This is a genomic window from Nocardia sp. Tas62D01 (genome assembly GCF_055232035.1).
In genome coordinates this window covers 3,424,222-3,442,112 of sequence record NZ_JBUYUZ010000001.1, presented here as the reverse complement: position 1 = coordinate 3,442,112, position 17,891 = coordinate 3,424,222, and the positions used below count along the sequence as shown (strand labels likewise).

General features: G+C 68.1%; 15 protein-coding genes and 2 pseudogenes. 11 read left to right on the top strand and 6 right to left on the bottom strand.

Features of this window, described 5'->3' with window-relative positions; all coding sequences use genetic code 11:
- Nucleotides 1-280: 280 nt before the first annotated feature.
- A pseudogene (locus ACV7NQ_RS16750) lies at nucleotides 281-524 on the bottom strand (hypothetical protein); the annotation flags it as partial.
- A gap of 65 nt (nucleotides 525-589) precedes the next feature.
- Here ACV7NQ_RS16750 and ACV7NQ_RS16745 point away from each other — a divergent pair.
- The 5 genes from ACV7NQ_RS16745 (at nucleotide 590) to ACV7NQ_RS16725 (ending at nucleotide 5,192) form a co-directional block, all read left to right on the top strand.
- The gene (locus tag ACV7NQ_RS16745) at nucleotides 590-913 is read left to right on the top strand and encodes a hypothetical protein (protein ID WP_463360517.1); all 324 of its coding nucleotides are present in this window, start codon (nucleotides 590-592) and stop codon (nucleotides 911-913) included.
- A 150-nt stretch (nucleotides 914-1,063) separates the two neighbouring features.
- Entirely contained in the window at nucleotides 1,064-1,846 is a 783-nt protein-coding gene (locus ACV7NQ_RS16740; RefSeq protein WP_463360516.1) for a hypothetical protein, read from the top strand.
- Complete coding sequence (locus tag ACV7NQ_RS16735; protein WP_463360515.1) at nucleotides 1,843-2,892, top strand: DUF4129 domain-containing protein; 1,050 nt, start codon at nucleotides 1,843-1,845, stop codon at nucleotides 2,890-2,892. Before ACV7NQ_RS16740 ends, ACV7NQ_RS16735 begins: the two co-directional genes overlap by 4 nt.
- A complete protein-coding gene (locus tag ACV7NQ_RS16730; RefSeq protein WP_463360514.1) occupies nucleotides 2,889-3,875 on the top strand; it encodes an AAA family ATPase in 987 nt (328 codons plus the stop codon). The genes ACV7NQ_RS16735 and ACV7NQ_RS16730 overlap by 4 nt, the downstream gene beginning before the upstream one ends.
- Nucleotides 3,876-3,878: 3 nt before the next feature.
- Nucleotides 3,879-5,192, top strand: coding sequence for a DUF58 domain-containing protein (locus ACV7NQ_RS16725; protein WP_463360513.1), 1,314 nt, complete (start codon nucleotides 3,879-3,881; stop codon nucleotides 5,190-5,192).
- Nucleotides 5,193-5,346: 154 nt separating this feature from the next.
- On the opposite strand, the gene ACV7NQ_RS16720 is transcribed toward ACV7NQ_RS16725, so the two are convergent.
- Complete coding sequence (locus ACV7NQ_RS16720) at nucleotides 5,347-6,129, bottom strand: RDD family protein (RefSeq protein ID WP_463360512.1); 783 nt, start codon at nucleotides 6,127-6,129, stop codon at nucleotides 5,347-5,349.
- 42 nt (nucleotides 6,130-6,171) lie between these two features.
- Between ACV7NQ_RS16720 and ACV7NQ_RS16715 the strand changes: the two genes are divergently transcribed.
- The 3 genes from ACV7NQ_RS16715 to ACV7NQ_RS16705 all read left to right on the top strand — a co-directional run bounded on the left by ACV7NQ_RS16715 (nucleotide 6,172) and on the right by ACV7NQ_RS16705 (nucleotide 10,037).
- The gene (locus ACV7NQ_RS16715; RefSeq protein ID WP_463360511.1) at nucleotides 6,172-7,179 is read left to right on the top strand and encodes a stage II sporulation protein M; all 1,008 of its coding nucleotides are present in this window, start codon (nucleotides 6,172-6,174) and stop codon (nucleotides 7,177-7,179) included.
- Between the two features lie 944 nt (nucleotides 7,180-8,123).
- Nucleotides 8,124-8,807: a TetR/AcrR family transcriptional regulator gene (locus ACV7NQ_RS16710; protein ID WP_463360510.1), complete on the top strand. Its 684-nt coding sequence runs from the start codon at nucleotides 8,124-8,126 to the stop codon at nucleotides 8,805-8,807.
- Nucleotides 8,808-9,389: 582 nt separating this feature from the next.
- Nucleotides 9,390-10,037, top strand: a complete 648-nt coding sequence (locus ACV7NQ_RS16705) for a class I SAM-dependent methyltransferase (protein ID WP_463365699.1) — start codon at nucleotides 9,390-9,392, stop codon at nucleotides 10,035-10,037.
- Here the strand turns inward: ACV7NQ_RS16705 and ACV7NQ_RS16700 are convergent, their stop codons facing one another.
- Complete coding sequence (locus ACV7NQ_RS16700) at nucleotides 10,038-10,805, bottom strand: SDR family NAD(P)-dependent oxidoreductase (RefSeq protein WP_463360509.1); 768 nt, start codon at nucleotides 10,803-10,805, stop codon at nucleotides 10,038-10,040.
- 93 nt (nucleotides 10,806-10,898) lie between these two features.
- Here ACV7NQ_RS16700 and ACV7NQ_RS16695 point away from each other — a divergent pair, with 93 nt between their 5' ends.
- Together ACV7NQ_RS16695 and ACV7NQ_RS16690 are read left to right on the top strand one after the other, a co-directional pair.
- A complete protein-coding gene (locus ACV7NQ_RS16695) occupies nucleotides 10,899-12,107 on the top strand; it encodes an NADH:flavin oxidoreductase (RefSeq protein WP_463360508.1) in 1,209 nt (402 codons plus the stop codon).
- Nucleotides 12,005-12,475, top strand: a complete 471-nt coding sequence (locus tag ACV7NQ_RS16690) for a hypothetical protein (protein ID WP_463366110.1) — start codon at nucleotides 12,005-12,007, stop codon at nucleotides 12,473-12,475. The genes ACV7NQ_RS16695 and ACV7NQ_RS16690 overlap by 103 nt, the downstream gene beginning before the upstream one ends.
- Here ACV7NQ_RS16690 and ACV7NQ_RS16685 read toward each other — a convergent pair.
- The gene (locus ACV7NQ_RS16685; protein WP_463360507.1) at nucleotides 12,444-14,396 is read right to left on the bottom strand and encodes a vWA domain-containing protein; all 1,953 of its coding nucleotides are present in this window, start codon (nucleotides 14,394-14,396) and stop codon (nucleotides 12,444-12,446) included. The genes ACV7NQ_RS16690 and ACV7NQ_RS16685 overlap by 32 nt on opposite strands.
- Before the next feature lie 31 nt (nucleotides 14,397-14,427).
- The gene (locus ACV7NQ_RS16680) at nucleotides 14,428-15,822 is read right to left on the bottom strand and encodes an ATP-binding protein (protein ID WP_463360506.1); all 1,395 of its coding nucleotides are present in this window, start codon (nucleotides 15,820-15,822) and stop codon (nucleotides 14,428-14,430) included.
- 179 nt (nucleotides 15,823-16,001) lie between these two features.
- Between ACV7NQ_RS16680 and ACV7NQ_RS16675 the strand changes: the two are divergent.
- Nucleotides 16,002-16,175 (top strand): annotated as a pseudogene (locus tag ACV7NQ_RS16675) (LLM class flavin-dependent oxidoreductase); the annotation flags it as partial.
- Nucleotides 16,176-16,318: 143 nt separating this feature from the next.
- On the opposite strand, the gene ACV7NQ_RS16670 reads toward ACV7NQ_RS16675, so the two are convergent.
- Entirely contained in the window at nucleotides 16,319-17,614 is a 1,296-nt protein-coding gene (locus ACV7NQ_RS16670; protein WP_463360505.1) for a glycosyltransferase 87 family protein, read from the bottom strand.
- Nucleotides 17,615-17,891: the final 277 nt, after the last annotated feature.

Genomic DNA, 17,891 nt, shown 5'->3' with positions numbered 1-17,891 from the left:
CGCTCCCAGAATTGGCGCTCACCTGCATCGAAGATGATTTCCCCAGGTCCGGGCCCGGCAAACCACCTCATCGGCGGCTAACTCGCCAGGGGCCTGATTAGACATTTCCGACAGGGGCGTGACAAGCGCGGAACCCGATCCGACCGTCCGGACTCTTTTGCCGTCTGCGGTTTTCAGCACATTTTCAGCAAACGTCCTGGTGTGCTTTTCGCCACATCGAAGATCGCGGCACACCGGTGCCGCCGACGCTTAGGACCGACATGGCCACGATGCGCTGGCGCAGCAGCAGCCTGCGTCGACCGATTCGGTCGCCCAGATTGCCCATCACCACGAGCAGACCGGCAAGCACGAACGAGTACATGTCGATGATCCACAGCAGCTGCGCTGTGGTCGGCGCGAGATCGGCGCTGATCGCGCGCACGGCCATGTCGAGCACCGTCGCGTCGACCGCGAACAGCCAGCAGGGCGAGCGCGAGCACGCCGAGACCCGCCCAATCACTCCACCGATCCACGCTCGCCACCATGCGCACGATGGACGCCAGCTCCGGCCCGAAGCCCGACGAAGTAATAGGAGGCCCTCACCCAGGTGATGGACTCCTGGCCGGACGGACTGGACAAGGAGATCGACGATCCGGTGCGCGCCGACATCATTCGGCTCGTCGGTGACGGCGTATACATGCGCGCCCTGCTCGGCCTGCCCCCGATCGACCGGAGCGCTACCGCAAGGTCGTGGACCGACTGCTCGACCGCTGACAGCGGATACGGTCACCGGTCATCGATCCGGAGCGCTGCCGAGAGGTTCGAACAGTCGAGACTCATAGTCGGGCGTCGGGGCCTCGCGGTCGAGGCCGGCCGCAAAGTGCGCTCACCCTTCGACGACAGGCATCGGCCGCACTGTTGCCGGTCCATCTAATCCGTCGCGTGCGGCACGTTGTGGACCGCCCGCCGGACCGCTGACGGCTAGACTCGGCCCGTGCTACCTGCCGCCGACCCGGCCGGTGCCGTCGGGGCGGGAGATCATTCACCACCAGGGTCCCCTGGAACGACGGTGCCGATCCGTCCATTGAGTTTTCGCGAACTGCTCGACGAGCCGTTCGCGCTGATCCAGGCGAACATCGTGGTGCTGGCCTGTTCGAGTGTGGTCGGGCTGGTACTCGCAGAGGCCATCGTCGTCGCGATCACCGCGGGTGTCTCCTACCTGACCCATGGCTCCGATTCGGGCACCGCATGGGCGGCCATCCTGGCAACGGCGACGGGTGCCTGGATCCTGCGGTTCGTGCTGCGCGGTATGACCGTCGCGATCGGACTGGCGAGTGTCGCCGGTTCACCGATCGGCTGGCGGACAGCGCTGAGTAGGTCGGCCGCTGTTGGCGGTTCCCTGCTGGTGTTCCACCTGCTGTTCACGCTGGTCGGAGTGAGTGTGTTGGCGCTGGGCAGCGTCCTGATCGTCACCTTCCCGCTCACGCTGCTGTGGCTGAGCTATCTGCGGGCCCAGCGGTTCGTCGCCGTGCCGGTGATGTTCGTCGAGCGGACGTCGCACGCCGCGGCGGTGGCACGCTCGAAACTCCTTGCCAACGGCGCGGAATGGTCGATCGCCGGACTGTGGCTGTGCCAACGTTGCCTGATGGTGCTGCTGGCGGTGCCACTGCTCGGCATCCCATGGTATCTCTCGGATTTCTCCGGCACGCACCGTTGGCAGGTGATCGTGCTGACCACCTCCGCGGTGCTGCTGATCGTCGCCTTCGGCGAGGTCGTGGAGGCGGCCACGCGGGTGGTCTCCTACATCGATCGCCGTTGCCGCCGTGAGGGACTCGACATTCGGGTCCCCGGCACGGAGGGGCGATGAACGACGACCGCCTGCCGGATGAGCCTGCGGCCCCGCTGCCACCCCGGCTCGGTCCTGCGGCCGACCATCGCGCGTCCGCCGAAAGCGCCGCTGCGCGGCGTGACTTCGATGCCGCACTGCGCGAACGCTTCCGCGCGGTGCTGCGCGGACTCGAACAGGGCGGGCTACTCGAGGTGCGCCGCTCGCGCACCGCACGGGAGACCGCGGACGACGCGACCACCGCACTGCCGGTCGAGTCCGCGACCGAACTACAGCCTGCCGCCTTCTGTTTCGACGAGGTCGTCTACGGCGGCAGGCGCGCGACCGAGGACGAATACCGCAGGCTCGAATACGCCGACCGATACTCGGGAACCGCTCCTGCGCCCGCACCGGAACCGGTCGAAAAGTCGGTCATCGAAAAGGCGCCGCGGGCGCGCAGGCAGCTGCCGCCGCTGCCGGAACTGTTGCGCGACCCCAAGTTCTGGGCCACCCTCGCCGGCGCGATCGCCGTCATCCTGCTGCTGTACGCGGTGCTCAATTCCTGTGGCGCACCGACCGCGCCAGCACCGAAACCACCGCCGAACCTGCCGCCGCCCACGGATTACCCGGACCCAGGCGGCGTCCACCGGCCGGACCCCGGTGCCGGCCAGGACTCCATCTTCGGCCGGTTGCCCGGACCGGTCGCCTTCGGCGCGCTCCAATTCCTGATCGCCGCGGCCCTGTTGGTGTGGTGGCGGGCGCGGCGGCGCGGTGCGCTGGTCGGCGAGCCGCGGCCGGTCGAGGTCGCGGCGAACGAACTACTCGCGGGCCAGGCCGCGCTGTATCGCCGGTCGAAGGACCACGATCACGTCGCGGGAAAGCTGCGCGCGGCCACGCTGCGCCGTATCCGCCGCGCGCTCGGGGTGACGGCCGATACCGCACCGGACCGGCTGATCGCCGCCGTCGCCGCCCGTATCGGCGCCGACCCGGCGGTCGTCGGCGCCGCCCTGTTCGGACCGGTACCCGACGCGGACACCCTGCAACTTGTAGCGGCACAACTCGAATCGATTGAGTCGGAGGTCGGATGACCAGCAGCACGGACACCAACCACACCCCCACCGCCGAGGAGGCCGGCGCCGCGTTCGCCGCACTGCGCGCCGAAATCGGTAAGGCGGTGGTAGGCAACGACACCGCGATCATGTACCTGGTGCTCGCACTGCTGTGCCGCGGCCACGTGCTGCTCGAAGGTGTTCCCGGCGTGGCGAAAACGCTGCTGGTACGGGCACTGGCGACGGCGCTCGATCTGGAGCACGCCAGGCTCCAGTTCACCCCGGACCTGATGCCGAGCGATGTCACCGGCTCGCAGATCTACGATCCGCATTCGGCGGAGTTCACCTTCCGGCACGGCCCGGTGTTCACCAACCTGCTGCTCGCTGACGAGATCAACCGCACGCCCCCGAAAACCCAGTCGGCGCTGCTGGAATCGATGGAGGAGCGCCAGGTCTCCGTCGACGGCAAGCCGCGGCCGCTGCCGGAACCGTTCGTGGTGGTCGCCACCCAGAACCCGATCGAGCAGGAGGGCACCTACCCGCTGCCGGAGGCGCAACTGGACCGGTTCCTGTTCAAGGTCGATATCAAGCTGCCCGGCCGCGACGACGAATTCCGCATCCTGCAGCGGCACGCCTCCGGCTTCGATCCGCGCGATCTGATAGCCGCCGGGCTGCGCCCGGTCGCGGGCCCAGCCCATATCGCGGCCGCAAGGGCCGCCATCACGCACGTCACGATCAGCCCCGAGGTACTCGCATACACCGTGGACATCTGCCGGGCCACCCGCTCCTCCCCCGCCGTGCAGCATGGAGCATCCACCCGTGGGGCGACCGCGCTGATGGCGGCCTCCCGCGCCTTCGCCTGGCTCAACGGCCGCGGGTTCGTCACCCCGGATGACGTGAAATCGGTTGCGGTAGCGGTACTCCGGCACCGCCTGCAGCTGCGTCCCGAGGCGGAGCTGGACGGGGTGACGACCGAGGGCGTCATGTCGTCGCTGCTGCTTTTGGTCCCGGTCCCGGTGTAGATCGTGGTCGTCACCGGTCGGTTGGCCGCCGCGGCGGCGGTGGTCGCGCTGTTGGTCGTGTTCGTGCTGCCGTCGTGGCTCGGCGTGCTGGTCATGTCGAGCGCACTGGCCGCTGTCGTGCTGTTCGATATGGCTTCGGTCGCCCGCGCCAGGGACGTCACGTTGTCCAGGGATCCGCTGACCACGGTTCGGCTCGGCCGCACCACCGAGGTGGAGCTGACCGTGCTGAACACCGGAACCCGGATCGTGCGCGGCACCCTGTGGGACGACTGGCCCGACAGCGCCCGCGCCGGAACCCGCACCCACCGACTGGATCTGGCACCCAACACCCTGACCCGTTTCCACACCACACTGACGCCGACCTACCGCGGCGATCGGGTGGCGGGCCCGGTCACGCTGCGACTGATCGGGCCGCTCGGCGTGGCGGGCCGACAGACCCGACACATCGTGCCCGCCCGGGTACGCGCGCTGCCCGCGTTCCGTAGCGAGCGCCTGCTGCAGTCGAAAGTGAAACGGCTGCAACATCTCGAGGGCCGCAATGTCGCGAATCTGCGTGGCCAGGGCACCGAGTTCGACTCGTTCCGCGAGTACGTCGCCGGCGACGACGTGCGCGCCATCGACTGGCGCGCCACCGCCCGCGCCACCGACGTGATGGTGCGCACCTGGCGTCCGGAACGCAACCGCCACATGATGCTGTTGCTCGACACCGGTCGAATCAGTGCGGGCCGGGTCGGGAGCCCGGACCACATCGATGACGGCACCCGCCTGGACGCGAGCATCGATGCCGCGCTGCTACTCGGCGGACTCGCAGCCGCCGCGGGCGATTCGGTGGACCTGCTCGCCTTCGACCGAAAAGTCCGCGCCGAGGTGCGCGGCGTCGGCGGAAAGAGCTTGCAGCTGAAGCTGATGCACGCGATGGCGGGCATCACCCCGGCTTTGGTCGACACCGACAGCGCGGGCCTGGTCCGCGCCGCCATCCAGCGCACCCGCCGCCGCAGCCTCGTGGTCTGGTTCACCGGCCTCGACGGCGCCGCGGTGCAGGAGAACCTGCTCCCGGTGCTGCCCGCGCTTGCCCAACGCCACCGGGTGCTGATCGTCTCCGTCACCGACCCCGAGGTCGCCGCGGCCGCCGCGCACCGCGACACCCTCGCCGATCTGTACGCCGCGGCGACCGCCGAAACCATCCTCGCCGAACGCGCGCTGGTGCAGGAATCGCTGCGCCGCAAGGGAATCGCGGTCGTCGCCGCGCCCCCGGACCGCCTCGCGGAAGCATTGGCCGACGAATACCTCGAACTCAAGCGGTCCGGCACCATGTGACGGTCGACCCGAAGCAGCAGGCGGCGGTCGACGCGATCCGCGTGCAGCGACCACCGGTCGTCGTCGATGCCCGACCACCTGCGTGTCGCCGCCGCAACGCCGAGTCGGCCACCCGTCTCGGAGGCTCCTCTCGCCGCACCTGGCGAGCCGCAGCCTAGAACCGCGCAGCGGCCAGCGCGAGTGCAGCCCCCGATGTCAGTGTGCGGCGCTGACGTTCGGCGATGATGGCGCCAAGGATCTGCACCGGCGGGTACGCCCCTGGCGGCGGCACCCGCACGCGGGTGCAGACGGCGACGACCAACGCCTGACCGAGGTTCATCTGCACCGCGGGCGTGAGGGTTCGGACCCTGGCCAGGTACTGACGCACCGCGAGCGCGAGATCCTCGGGGATTACGGCGAGTTCGAGCTGTCCGGCCCAACCCGCGAGCCACGGTGGCGCCACGGCAAGCAATGGCCTCGGCAGCACTGCCTGGGCGTGAACCACGACGGTCCCGGCGAGCACGTCGCCGACCCGGCGGGCGTTCGGCGAGCACATCGAGGTGAGCACCGCGATGGCGCCGAAGCCGCCAAGCATCCAGAAGTCGACGATGGCGCCGGCCAGCCCACGGGTCAGCGCGTGCCGGAAATCGATCGGACCGCCGTCCGCACGGACCACGCGCAACCCGAGCGCCATCTTGCCGACGGTGCGCCCGCGCAGCAAGGTTTCGCAGACCACCGGATAGCCGACGAGCACCGCGACGATCGTCACCAGCGCCATCGCGTCCATCCAGGCGGAATCCACCCCGGCAGGCACCAGCACCGCGGCGATGGCGAACAACGCCACCATGCCCACCACGAACTGCATCACGAGATCGATGAGGAACGCGGTGGCCCGAGTGGGTATCCGCGCGATAGGCAACTCGAGCGCGACCGCTTCGCCGGTAGTGAATTCAGCCATGTCGAATAACATTCTTCCGACCGGCGGTATGGGAGGCAACCGATGGACGTTGACGCGTACAGCTACGCACACCGACGGTCGTGGGAACGACTGGATTTTCTGGCACGGCAGCGCAAGCTCAGCGGCGCGGAGGCCGACGAGTTGGTCGCACTGTACCGGCGGACCTCACAGCAGCTGGCTCGGTTGCAATCGCACAGTCCTGACCCGGAACTCATTGCCGGGCTCAGTGCGGTCCTGACCCGTGCGCGCGGCCGGGTCATCGGCACCAGGGCCGACGCCTGGCAGGAAGTGGGCCGGTTCTTCACGCACCGCTTTCCCGCCGCTGTGTATCGGACGTGGCCGTGGTGGGTCGGGGTGGCGGCGGTGTTCCTGGTGCTGTCCAGCGGACTGGCCATCTGGGTGCAGGGCTCCGGTTCGGCGCACGAATTGCTCGGTCTTCCGGACAACACCGACACGCTCACCAAACCGGGCGGTAAATTCGAGACCTACTACTCGGAGCATCCGCAGGGCGCGTTCGCCGCTCAGGTGTGGACGAACAACGCGTGGGTGGCGGCGATGGCCCTGTTCACCGGTGTGCTGATCCTGCCCGCGGTGTATCTGCTGTTCATGAACGCGCTCAATGTCGGGGTCAGCGCCGGGCTGATGGCCGAGGCCGGGCGACTGGATTCCTTCTTCGGATTCATCCTGCCGCACGGCATGCTCGAACTCACCGCGGTCTTCGTGGCGGGCGGCGCCGGTTTGAAGCTGGGCTGGACGCTGATCGATCCGGGACGGTCGAGTCGGCTGGAGGCGGCGGCGCGGCAGGGCCGGGCCACGGCCGCGATCGCGCTGGGCCTGGTCGCGGTGCTGCTGGTATCCGGCTTCCTGGAGGGTTTTGTGACGCCGAGTCCGCTGCCCGCTTCCGCGCGCATCGCGATCGGCCTGGCCGCCGAACTCTTGTTCCTGGCTTACGTGTTCGGCGTCGGCCGTCGCGCTGCGCTGGAGCAGCGCGGCGCCGCGCTCGCGGTTGATCCCGAAGACCGCTGGCAGACAACGCCGAGCACACGGTGAGTGAAGTGGGTCCGGGCAATCAGCAGCAACGCCGCGTCACGGATTAATTTCGAAGTCCCCCATTTGAGTTCCGCTGGCCGCAGCGAGTCGAGCTCAGCTGCGGCCAGCGTTACCGTCAACTGTACACAATCGTTACCCCCGCGCAACCCTCCTCGCCGAGGTCGGGCGTACAGGGCAGCACGCCAGCAAACCCATGTGGCCACACGGTTTTTCACTCATCCAGCTAACTCGCGGCGGCGCTACCGGCACCCGCTTCGAAGCTGGTAATAGGCCGCTGCCCGGTGTTCCCGAACGGCGATCTCGAACCCGCTCGAAACGAAACTCATATTCTTCGAACGATTAGCTGCGGCGCATCAATAGACCTCTCCATGGTTAACCTGCACCCACCGCCACCTGTGGGTTTCCCGGATGATAATCGAGTTAGCTGGCTGCGTATGAACAGAAAGCGACTCCAGGTTTGTTTATTGCCACAATAAACTAGATCCACACCATGTGGCACTGCTTGTTGGTGTACTCCGTGCTGGTCAAGATCATAATTAACCAGTTGCGAAAAGGTGGGCGCATCTGTCACCGAGCACCCGACCGTCAGCACCATAACCGCAACTATGGAAACCGCTGTGATCTTCGCCTCACTCTGTGCCGGAGGGCTCGCGAACCGGGCGAAATCGCCATGCGGATGGGCGCGAAATCAACGCTGCGGCAGTCGATCACCGACAGCCCGTGGACCCGGCCGCACACGCGGGACGGCCCCGCACGCCGAGCGCGGGGCCGTCGGTCCGACAGCGATCAGGCCTCGGCGAGCCCGAGGCGCGCGTGGACCAGACGCAACGGCTGCGGTGCGAACCAGGCGGCTCGCCCGAGCAGGCGCATCGCAACCGGCACAGGCGCAAACTTGGTAGATGTTAACTTGCCATGCGATGTGGACGGGTGTCAACATCGGAGTGATGACGAATTCGGAACAAGCGCCGAAGCGGTCCGGCCGCGCGGGCCCGTACCACCACGGCGACCTGCGCAATGCCCTCGTACATGCCGCCGGCGAGCTGGCGGAAACCGGCGGACCCGAGGCGGTGACCGTGCGCGCGGCCGCCCGTCTGGTCGGCGTCACCCCGACCGCGGCCTACCGGCACTTCACCAATCACGAACAGTTGCTCGGCGCCGCCCAGGACAAGGCGCTGCAGAGCCTGTTCGGCGCCATGTCCGAGGCTATGGACAGCCTTGGCCCGCAAGCGCACGCCACCGCGCGTCTGAATGCGGCAGGGCGCGGCTACATCGCCTTCGCGATGCGCGAACCTGGACTGTTCCGCACCGCATTCTGCGACAACGCCCCCGCCGACAGTGGCCATGACAAGGCGCGCGGACCCGCGGACGCACCCGCCTTCAACCTGCTCTCCGCACTGCTCGACGAACTCGTCGAGATCGGCTTCATGGACCCCGCGCATCGCCCGAACGCCGAGATCGCGGCCTGGTCGAGCGTGCACGGCCTAGCCGCGCTGTTGGTCGACGGAGCCCTTCCCGGCCTCGACGACGCCGCCAGGGATCAGATCATCACTCACACCGTCGCGGCGGTCCTACGCGGCTTCGCCACCGGCCCGAACGCACGTGCGGCACTCGACGATTCCACGTCCTGACGACGCAACCATCCCCAGCACTCGAAATCGCCCACTGCACAAGCTGTGCAGACCCGGCACGACCGGTGCACGGACGAACACCGCTGCCGCACACTCATGTCCACAGATACGGTGCGCTATCCACAGGCATTGCACCGCGTCATCCCCACATACGCGCGGTCACCAACATGGGTAGCGCAAACATGCACAGGCCCTGTGGAAAGCTCCGCCTGTGGAAAGACTCACTCGACCGTGAGCCAGAGGTGTTGCGGGCGAACCATCCACAGGCACGCCGATCCCGGAGAACGCGCCGCGCCATCCGAACTCGACCCGCCCGCCGCGGCAGGCGCTCGCCCATTGTCGGATGAGACGGACGGGCGGGTGCATTCATGTATCCGACACCGGAGACCGTGACGGGCAAGGATGTTCGCAGCGGAGAACAAGAACGCTCGACAGCCGCGCGATGATCGCGGTGGCCCGTCAGCTGATCCGCAGGATTCCGGTGACCGTGCCCTGCAGAACCTGGCGAAGCAGGCGCCGGTTACGCAGTTGCTGGACCCGGCTGCCGACGGCCCGCTGGGAACCTCGTCGGCACGGTCTAGCATGGCGGCCGTGAATGGTGTTCGGGCTCGCCTGCTGTCCACGCTCGCCGGTCAGCTCGGTAATCCGCACGGCGTGCTCGGCAAGGGTGTCGTCTTCATCCTCAACCGCGGTAACCGTGGCGCCATTGTCGGCGCCGTCGACGCCGCGGCGGTCGCCCCGGGCGCCACGGCCGCCGATATCGGATTCGGTGGTGGCGCAGGGCTTTCGCTGCTGCTGGAGCGCGTCGGCGAAGAGGGCGTCGTGCACGGCGTTGAGATTTCCCCGGACATGCTGGCTCGGGCCCGCTCCGCGTATGCACGCGAAATCGGTACCGGCCGTTTGCGACTCGCCGAGGGCTCCTTGACCGCCCTGCCGCTGGCGGACAACAGTCTCGATGCCGCCATCACGATCAACACCATTTATTTCGTGCCCGATCTCGATGCCGCCTGCGTCGAACTCGCGCGCGTGGTCCGGCCCAGCGGCCGACTGGTGATCGGGATCGGTGACGCCGACGCGATGAAGAAGATGCCTTTCACCGCATACGGATTCACGCTACGGCCGGTCGCCGAGGTGATCGCCGCGCTCGCGCGCGCCGGGTGCACCGTGGAACATCAGCAGTTGCCCAACCCACCGATCCCGCATCACCTGCTCGTCGCCAGGCCCGCGTAGCTACATCAGCGCACCGCCGTCGACGCGGATCTCCGACCCGGTCATGTAGCGGCCGTCGTCGGAGGCGACCATGGCGACCACGCCCGCGACGTCGTCCGGGGTGCCGAGCGCACCGCCGTTGAGCCAGCCGGTCAACCGGGCGAACAGGCTCGGGTCGAAACCCTCCGGCTGGTCCCTGATGGATTTCGTGGTGATGCCGCTGGTGATGCCCGCGGGCACGATATTGACCGCGCGCAGACCCTTCTTGGCGTACTCCAGCGCGATCGCATGGGTGAACGCGTTGACGCCGCCCTTCGAGGCCGCGTACGCCGCCAGATAGGGCGCCGCGCTGAAGGCGGCGGACGAGGAGAGATTCACGACCACCCCGTGCCCGGACTCCACCAGGGCGGGCAGCGCGCTCTGCGTCATCAGGAAGGTCCCGGTGAGATTCACCGAGATCGTCTGATTCCACGCCTCGAGCGGCATCTCGTCGGTGCGCGCGGGGCGCAGGATGCCCGCCGCGTTCACCAATACGTCGAGTCCACCGAGGAATTCGAGGGCTTGGGCCGTTGCCGTGCGGACCGACTCGGGATCGGCGATGTTCACCTGGACCATCCGCAGTCGTTCGGCGGCGTCGCCCGCCTTCGCCGCGGTGGCCTCCAGGCCGGGCTGGTCGATGTCGGCGGCGACCAGCTGCGCCCCCTCATCGAGTAGCCGCAGGGCAATGCCCTGTCCGATGCCCGATCCAGCTCCTGTGACCAACACTCGGCGGCCGTCGTATCTACGCATGCCAAAAATTAGAACAGGTTCTCATTAGGAGTCAACAGATCCACGTCACGGATTTCGCAGGCACAAAACTGCAACACGTTCTAGGGTGGACTCATGCCGTCGGAGATCGGTGACGCGTTCCGGCCCGCCATGCTCGGGCCGGTCCAGCTGCGCAACCGCATCATCAAGGCCGCGACTTTCGAGGGACGCACCCCGGACGCGCTGGTCACCGACGAACTCGTCGACTTCCACCGCCGGGTCGCGGCGGGCGGCGCAGCGCTGACCACCGTCGCCTATTGCGCGGTCGCACCGGAAGGCCGCACCGATCGGCACCAGATCTGGATGCGCACCGACGCGGTGCCCGGACTGCAACGACTCACCGACGCGGTGCACGTCGAGGGCGCCGCCGCTTCCGCGCAACTCGGCCACGCGGGCCCGGTGGCGAACGCGTCCTCCAATCGAGCGCCCGCGCTCGCGCCGAGCCGCCAGCTCAGCCCCATCAGCATGCGAGTCACGCACGCCACGAACACCGCCGATATCCGGCGCATCATCGATGCGCACGCAACGGCTGCCCGGCTGGCGGTAAGCGCCGGATTCGACGCGGTGGAACTGCATTTCGGCCACAACTATCTGATCAGCGCCTTCCTCAGCCCCGCGCTGAACAAGCGCTCCGACGAATACGGCGGCACGCTGACCAACCGCGCCCGGCTGGCCAGACAGACCGCCGACGCGGTGCGCAGGGAGGTCGGCGACGAGATAGCGGTCATCGCGAAATTCAATATGGACGACGGTGTCCGCGGCGGGTTCGGCGGCGACGAAAGCCGCACCGTCGCACAGTGGTTGGCCGAGGACGGCAACCTCGACGCACTGGAGCTCACCGTCGGCAGCTCGCTGCGCAACCCCATGTACCTGTTCCGCGGTGACGTCCCGCTGCGCGAGTTCGCCGCCCAGTTCCCGCCGCCGCAGCGCTGGGGTATCCGGCTCGCCGGTCGGCAGTTCCTGCGCACCTATCCGTACCGTGACGCCTACCTTCTGGACGATGCCCTGCGCTTTCGCGCCGAACTCGATCTCCCACTGATCCTGCTCGGCGGCATCGCCTCGCGCGCGGCGATCGACACCGCGATGACGAACGGCTTCGAGTTCGTGGCCATGGCCCGCGCGCTGCTCTACGACCCGCAGCTGATCAACCAGATGCAGGCGGACGGCATCACGAGATCGCCATGCACCCACTGCAACCGCTGCATGCCGACCATCTACCAGGGCACCCGCTGCGCGCTGACCGCACCGGCCACCAACGGCAGTGCGTACCGACCGCCGCGCTGAAGGAGAACAACCTCAGCTTCGATGCCAGCGGCCACGAAACGATCGTCCCCGCGACCGTCGCCCTGACCATGACGATCCTGGCGACCCTGCTGCTGACCGGGACCCACTGGGGCCAGACCCTGTCCCGGATCTTTCAGCCGATCGTGCTGGTCGGCAACCTCATCATCATCTACAGCAACCTGACCGCCACGAAGTCGGTCCAGGCCGCTTTCGCTCGCAAGGGCGACCCGATGCTGCGGTGCATCGACGTGCCCGCCCTGCCCTACCGTGGCTCGGTGACGACGCCTTGTCCTCCAGCAGCCCAGTCTGCAGCGTATACCGTTGGCGTGCCTCGATTCAGCTGCGCCTGCCGCGCAGGTAGTCGCTGACCACAGCGGCGCCGAGACCGTCCAAGTCGGGCGCAACGACGCGGCCACCGCTGCGGCGGGCCACCAGGTCGACGAACGCGGCCAGTTTCGGGTCGTCGCCGAGCATGAACACCGTCACCGACGCGCCGAGCTTGGTCAGGGCGTCGACCTGGACCATCGTCATGGCCAGGGTGCGCGGCTCCGGCGGCCAGTTGAAGTACGCCTCACCGTCCGGCTCCAGGTGGGCCGTGGGCTCGCCATCTGTGACGACGAGCACGACGGGCACGGCGTCCGGATGCCTGCGCAGGTGCCGTGCTGCCAGCAGCAGTGCGTGGTGCAGGTTGGTGCCCTGTTCCCATACCCCTTCCAGCGCGGTCAGTTCGCCGATGTCGACAGCCATGGCGTGCCGGCCGAACGTGATCACGCTCAGCGCATCTGAGCGGAACCGGGTGCTGATCAACTGGTGCAGTGCGAGGGCAGTGCGCTTCATCGGTACCCACCGGCCCTCCTGCACCATCGACCACGACGTGTCGACACAGAGCGCCACGGCTGCCCTTGACCGCTGCTCGGTTTCCATGATCTCGACGTCGGACACGTCCAACTTGACACTGCGACTGCCCACCGACATCGACCGCAGCACGGCATTGCGCACGGTCCTCGGCACGTCCCACGGCTCGGTGTCGCCGAACTGCCACTGCCGCGTGGCACCGGTCGGCTCGCCGGCCGCACCAGCCAAGGCCGTGTCCCTCTCGCCGCGCCGGGACCGCAACTGCCCGATGACAGCACGCAGCGCTGTCTCGCCGAGCCGACGCAAAGCCTTGGGCGTCAACCGAAGCGAGCCGTCCGGTGCCCGTTCGAACACGCCCTGCCTGCGCAGTTCCCGCTCCAGTTCGGCCAGTCGGGCGGCGTCCACGCCGGCGTCATCGCCGAGTTGGCGGGCCAGTGCGTCCAGATCGATGTCCTCGAGCCTGGCACCCGGGTAGGACTGGCTGAGCTGCTCGGCGAGCGCGTCCAGTTCGGCGAGGTCCTGCATGGCCTGCGCGCCTTCACCGAGGCCCAACGGGTCCTGGCCGCGGAACCGCTGCCGGGAGTCCCAGTCCTCGCCCGGCCGAAGCGCCCGCAGGTTGGCGTCCAGCTCGGCGATCTGCTGCGCGATGCTCGGGTCGCCGAACGCCTGGCCGATCAGCTCGGCCAGCTCCGCCCGCTGCTGGGCGGACATCGAGTTCATCATGCGTTGCGCGGCCGCGGCGCGGGCGGCGAGCACGTCGATCAGGTCGTCGGTGTTGCGAGGGTTCTCCGGGAAGAACTCGCCGTGCTCGGCCATGAAATCGGCGAACTGCTGCTCGGTATTCTCGCCCCGCGCATGCGCCGCGAGCAGGTCGTTCAGGTCGGACATCATCTGCCTGACTCGCTCGACGTCCTCGGGCGTCGTGTTCTGCAGGGCCTGCTTCATGCCCTGGAAGCGAGATTCCAGCAGTTCCTGGCCGAGCAGGTCACGGATCTTTTGATAGTTCTGCCTGCCGGTTTCGGATCGCCAGCTGTAGTCAGCGAGCTCGTTGACGGCGGCCGCCGTGCTCGGCGGCAGTGCGTCCAGCTGCGCTTCGGCGAACCTGGCGTCGTCGGACGGATCGGGGAACAGTGCACCGCGCTCGGCTTCCAGTGCCTCTTCCAGCAGTTCGCGGACCTGTTGCAGCGTGCCGTCGAGCCGGTGCCGCCCGGAGATCTCCGAACGACGCTGCCACAGCTGGCGGGTCAGCTCGTCCAGCCCGCGCGTGTCGCGCATGCCGCGCCGCAGCAGCTCCTCCAGTGCGGTGCGGGGCGAGCTGCCCTCCATCACATCGCGCCCGATCTGGTCCAGCGCCTCCCGCAGGTCGAGCGGGGGCGCCAGTGGATCGGGCCCGTCGTGATAGGGGCCGTAGGAGTAGCGGTCGGGGGCGGTCATGATGGCCCACCAGGACCGGGTGCTTCGGCGGTCACGAGCCGTACACCGCCGTGCCGTCATCGGAATCTTTGTCGACTTGGCGGGCCAGGTAGAGGGCTTCCAGGGCGAACTCGACGGCCGACGCGATCCGGGCAGGCGGGTCGGTAGCGCCGACGCCGAGCCGACCAGCGACCTCGTGCAGGACGGGCAGTTCGGGCAGCGCGGACAGGAGTTCCTTGCCCGGCACGCGTTCGCCAGTGGTGACCACGTGGCCTCCGCTGACAGCCTCGGCCAACGGCCGCAGGTTCAGCCCGCCCAGCAGTTCCCTCGCGGCCTCGGAGAACGAGCGCCTCAGCAGGTAGGTGAGGTGTTCCTGCTCACGGCCCTCCTCGCCGGACTCGAACTCCAGCTTGCCGCGCAACACCGCAGGCACGGATTCGAGGTCGACGGGACGGGCGACCGCAGGACGCTCGCCGGTCAGCGCCGACCTGCGGAGTGCGGCGGCGGCAACCGTTTCGGCGGCGGCGACCGCGAACCGTGCGGACACACCCGAGCGCTGGTCGATCGCGGACGATTCACGCAGTTGCCGCACGAACCGGGCGAGCACCTCGATCAGCGGGTCGCCCACCTCGGCCACCAATTCGGCCTCCTGGCGGACCAGGGCCACCTCGGCTTGAACGCTGAGCGGGTAGTGGGTACGGATCTCCGCGCCGAACCGGTCCTTGAGCGGCGTGATGATCCGGCCGCGGTTGGTGTAGTCCTCGGGGTTGGCTGTGGCGACGAGCAGCACGTCGAGGGGCAGGCGGAGGGTGTAGCCGCGGACCTGGATGTCGCGTTCTTCCATCACGTTCAGCAGCGCGACCTGGATGCGTTCGGCGAGGTCGGGCAGCTCGTTGATCGCGACGATGCCGCGGTGGGCGCGCGGCACCAGTCCGAAGTGGATGGTCTCGGGATCGCCGAGGCTGCGGCCTTCGGCCACTTTGACCGGGTCGACGTCACCGATCAGGTCACCGACGGACGTGTCCGGCGTGGCGAGCTTCTCCGCGTAGCGCTCCGAGCGGTGCCGCCACGCGACGGGCAGGTCGTCGCCCAACTCGGCGGCCAGCCGACGGCCGGCCGGGCTGATCGGGGCGAGCGGGTGCTCGCCCAACTCGGCGCCCGCGATCACGGGCGTCCACTCATCGAGCAAGCCGACCACGGTGCGCAGCAGCCGGGTCTTGCCCTGGCCGCGCTCACCCAGCAGGACGACATCGTGACCCGCGAGCAGCGCGCGTTCCAGCTGCGGCAGGACGGTCCGGTCGAAGCCGACGATGCCGGGCCACGGATCGCCGCCGGAACCCAACCGGGCCAGCAGGTTCTCGCGAATCTCGGTCTTCACGCCGCGCGGCGGGTAGCCGGCCGCACGCAACTCGCCCACGGTCGTGGGCAGGTGTTCTGGAACTATCACGACTTCGACGCTACGTCGATCCGGCGATCGGGTCGACGTGAAGCAGTTCGAGGAAACATGCCAGAAAAAAGTTTGACAGCCGTGCGGTTTTGCGCATGCTCGACGGTTGGCCCGATTACTGGCCGAATGGCGTGGCGAATCGTCATCGATACGGCCAAGGAGGTCGCCGGCCTCGACCTGTCTCCGGCGGCCGCGTGATCCTCACCGTCGGCACGGGCTGGAATCGGGCCGAAATGCGCAACCGCGGCGGGGATCCACGCACCCGCGGACGCCTGATAGACGAGCAGTTGGCTGCCCTGAAACTGATCTGGGCCGACGATGAGGCCGAGTTCCACGGCGACCACGTCGATTTCTTTGTCCATTGACTGCCGACTTGGACGAAGGTGTCGAGGCGGCGCGACGATTCATCTCAGCTGGTTGATGTCCCCACGGGCACAGGAGCTTTGTCGGCCTCCTTCGGCGACTCGCTGCCCACCGACCTTGACGGCCTGTCGACTCAGCGGACCGTAGTTCGCCTGACGTCGTGACTTTCACCCTCCCGGACTGCGGAGCGCCGCAGTTGCGTGGCGGCGGCCCCGAACAGCGTGAGCGTCAGCCAGATGTACGCGTTGTGGTAGAACACGCCGAGGTGGCTTTGCGAGGGATAGTCGAGGATGCTGCTCCTCGTGGGGTCGAATAAGGCCAGCACACCACCCGACGCGACCGCGAGCGCCACCACCAGTCCGATCGGCGCGGCGACACCGCCCCTGCGCAACGCCAGGTCGGTCAGGTAGATCAGCAGCGGAGCGAGCCAGACCCAGTGATGCACCCAGCTGTACGGCGACACCGCGGTGGTGGTGAGTCCGCACAGCACCACCGCGGGCAGTTCGTGTCCGGTCAGCGACAGCCGTCGCGCCAGCAACAGGCAGACAACGGCGATGGCGGCCGCGCCTGCCAGCCAGAGCAATTGGTGACCGCCCTCGACGCCAATGGTCCGTGCGAGCATGCCTCGCAGCGACTCGTTTCCCGGGTTCTCCGGCACACCCACGCGAGCGGGGTCCGCGAACGCGCCGCTCCAGAACGTCAACGAGTCCTTGGGCATGGCCACGAGACCGACGAGTACGGTTGTGACGAACGCGCCGATCGCCGTCACGGCGGCCCGATACCGGCCGGTGACCAGCAGGTAGATCACGAAGAAGGCGGGGGTCAGCTTGATCCCGGCCGCGACGCCGGTCAGCACGCCCTTCCAGCGCGACGAGTCGGGCAGCGCCATATCCGCTAGCACGAGCAGCAGCAGGAAGATGTTGATCTGCCCGAAGGCCATGGTCTGGCGAACCGGCTCGCACCACAGCAGCAGCCCGGCGACCGGCAGGCCGAACATCACCAGCCGCAGGTCCCGCCGGTAGCCGAGCATCGACAACGCCGCCCAGCCCGCCGCGGTCAGCACCGCGAAGTCGCCGAACGCGCCGACATAGGTGTACAGGTCACCCCGGAGTCCGACCAGCGGCACGAACAGCAGCGCGGCGAACGGCGTGTAGACGAACTCCCAGACGCCGCGAGTGTTGCCCAGCAGCGGTGTGTCATAGACCGAAGCGCCGTCAACCACTCGGTTCGCGGCGATCTGGTAAACGCTGAGATCCTTGAGGTGCATCAGCACCAGCGGCGCGTCGAGGACCTGCTTGACGTAGTACCCACCGGCGACCATGCCCAGCACGGAGATAGTCCAGAACACGACGGCGGGAATCGTGCGGCGCACTGGCGCTGTCCATGCCGAGGCCGGCACTACGGTGTTCTCGATCGTCGATAACGACACGCTCACTCCCACCGATCGGGCTCTGGTTTCGTCAAGTCACGGTAGTGGAGGAGTAGTGCGGTCGTCAGGTCAGCAACGCCGACGCGGCGTCGGTGCGAGCATTTGGGGGGGCTCTATGACCGGGCCGAGCGGTGTGGACCGCGGCAAGGCGGGTTCGAAAATTCCACGTACTGCCTCGGCTGGCACCGCTGCGAACGCACCATCTCCTGGCTGACCGGCTATCACCGGCTCAACATCCGCTACGACCGCAAGGCCGGCCATAACGTTGCACGACCGT

What these genes read in the sequence shown, in the direction of transcription:
- ACV7NQ_RS16745 (WP_463360517.1), top strand. Translation starts at nt 590, where the DNA reads ATGGACTCCTGGCCGGACGGACTGGACAAGGAGATCGACGATCCGGTG.
- ACV7NQ_RS16735 (WP_463360515.1), top strand. Translation starts at nt 1,843, where the DNA reads ATGAACGACGACCGCCTGCCGGATGAGCCTGCGGCCCCGCTGCCACCC.
- ACV7NQ_RS16730 (WP_463360514.1), top strand. Translation starts at nt 2,889, where the DNA reads ATGACCAGCAGCACGGACACCAACCACACCCCCACCGCCGAGGAGGCC.
- ACV7NQ_RS16720 (WP_463360512.1), bottom strand. Translation starts at nt 6,129, where the DNA reads ATGGCTGAATTCACTACCGGCGAAGCGGTCGCGCTCGAGTTGCCTATC.
- ACV7NQ_RS16715 (WP_463360511.1), top strand. Translation starts at nt 6,172, where the DNA reads ATGGACGTTGACGCGTACAGCTACGCACACCGACGGTCGTGGGAACGA.
- ACV7NQ_RS16710 (WP_463360510.1), top strand. Translation starts at nt 8,124, where the DNA reads ATGACGAATTCGGAACAAGCGCCGAAGCGGTCCGGCCGCGCGGGCCCG.
- ACV7NQ_RS16705 (WP_463365699.1), top strand. Translation starts at nt 9,390, where the DNA reads ATGGCGGCCGTGAATGGTGTTCGGGCTCGCCTGCTGTCCACGCTCGCC.
- ACV7NQ_RS16700 (WP_463360509.1), bottom strand. Translation starts at nt 10,805, where the DNA reads ATGCGTAGATACGACGGCCGCCGAGTGTTGGTCACAGGAGCTGGATCG.
- ACV7NQ_RS16695 (WP_463360508.1), top strand. Translation starts at nt 10,899, where the DNA reads ATGCCGTCGGAGATCGGTGACGCGTTCCGGCCCGCCATGCTCGGGCCG.
- ACV7NQ_RS16690 (WP_463366110.1), top strand. Translation starts at nt 12,005, where the DNA reads ATGCACCCACTGCAACCGCTGCATGCCGACCATCTACCAGGGCACCCG.
- ACV7NQ_RS16685 (WP_463360507.1), bottom strand. Translation starts at nt 14,396, where the DNA reads ATGACCGCCCCCGACCGCTACTCCTACGGCCCCTATCACGACGGGCCC.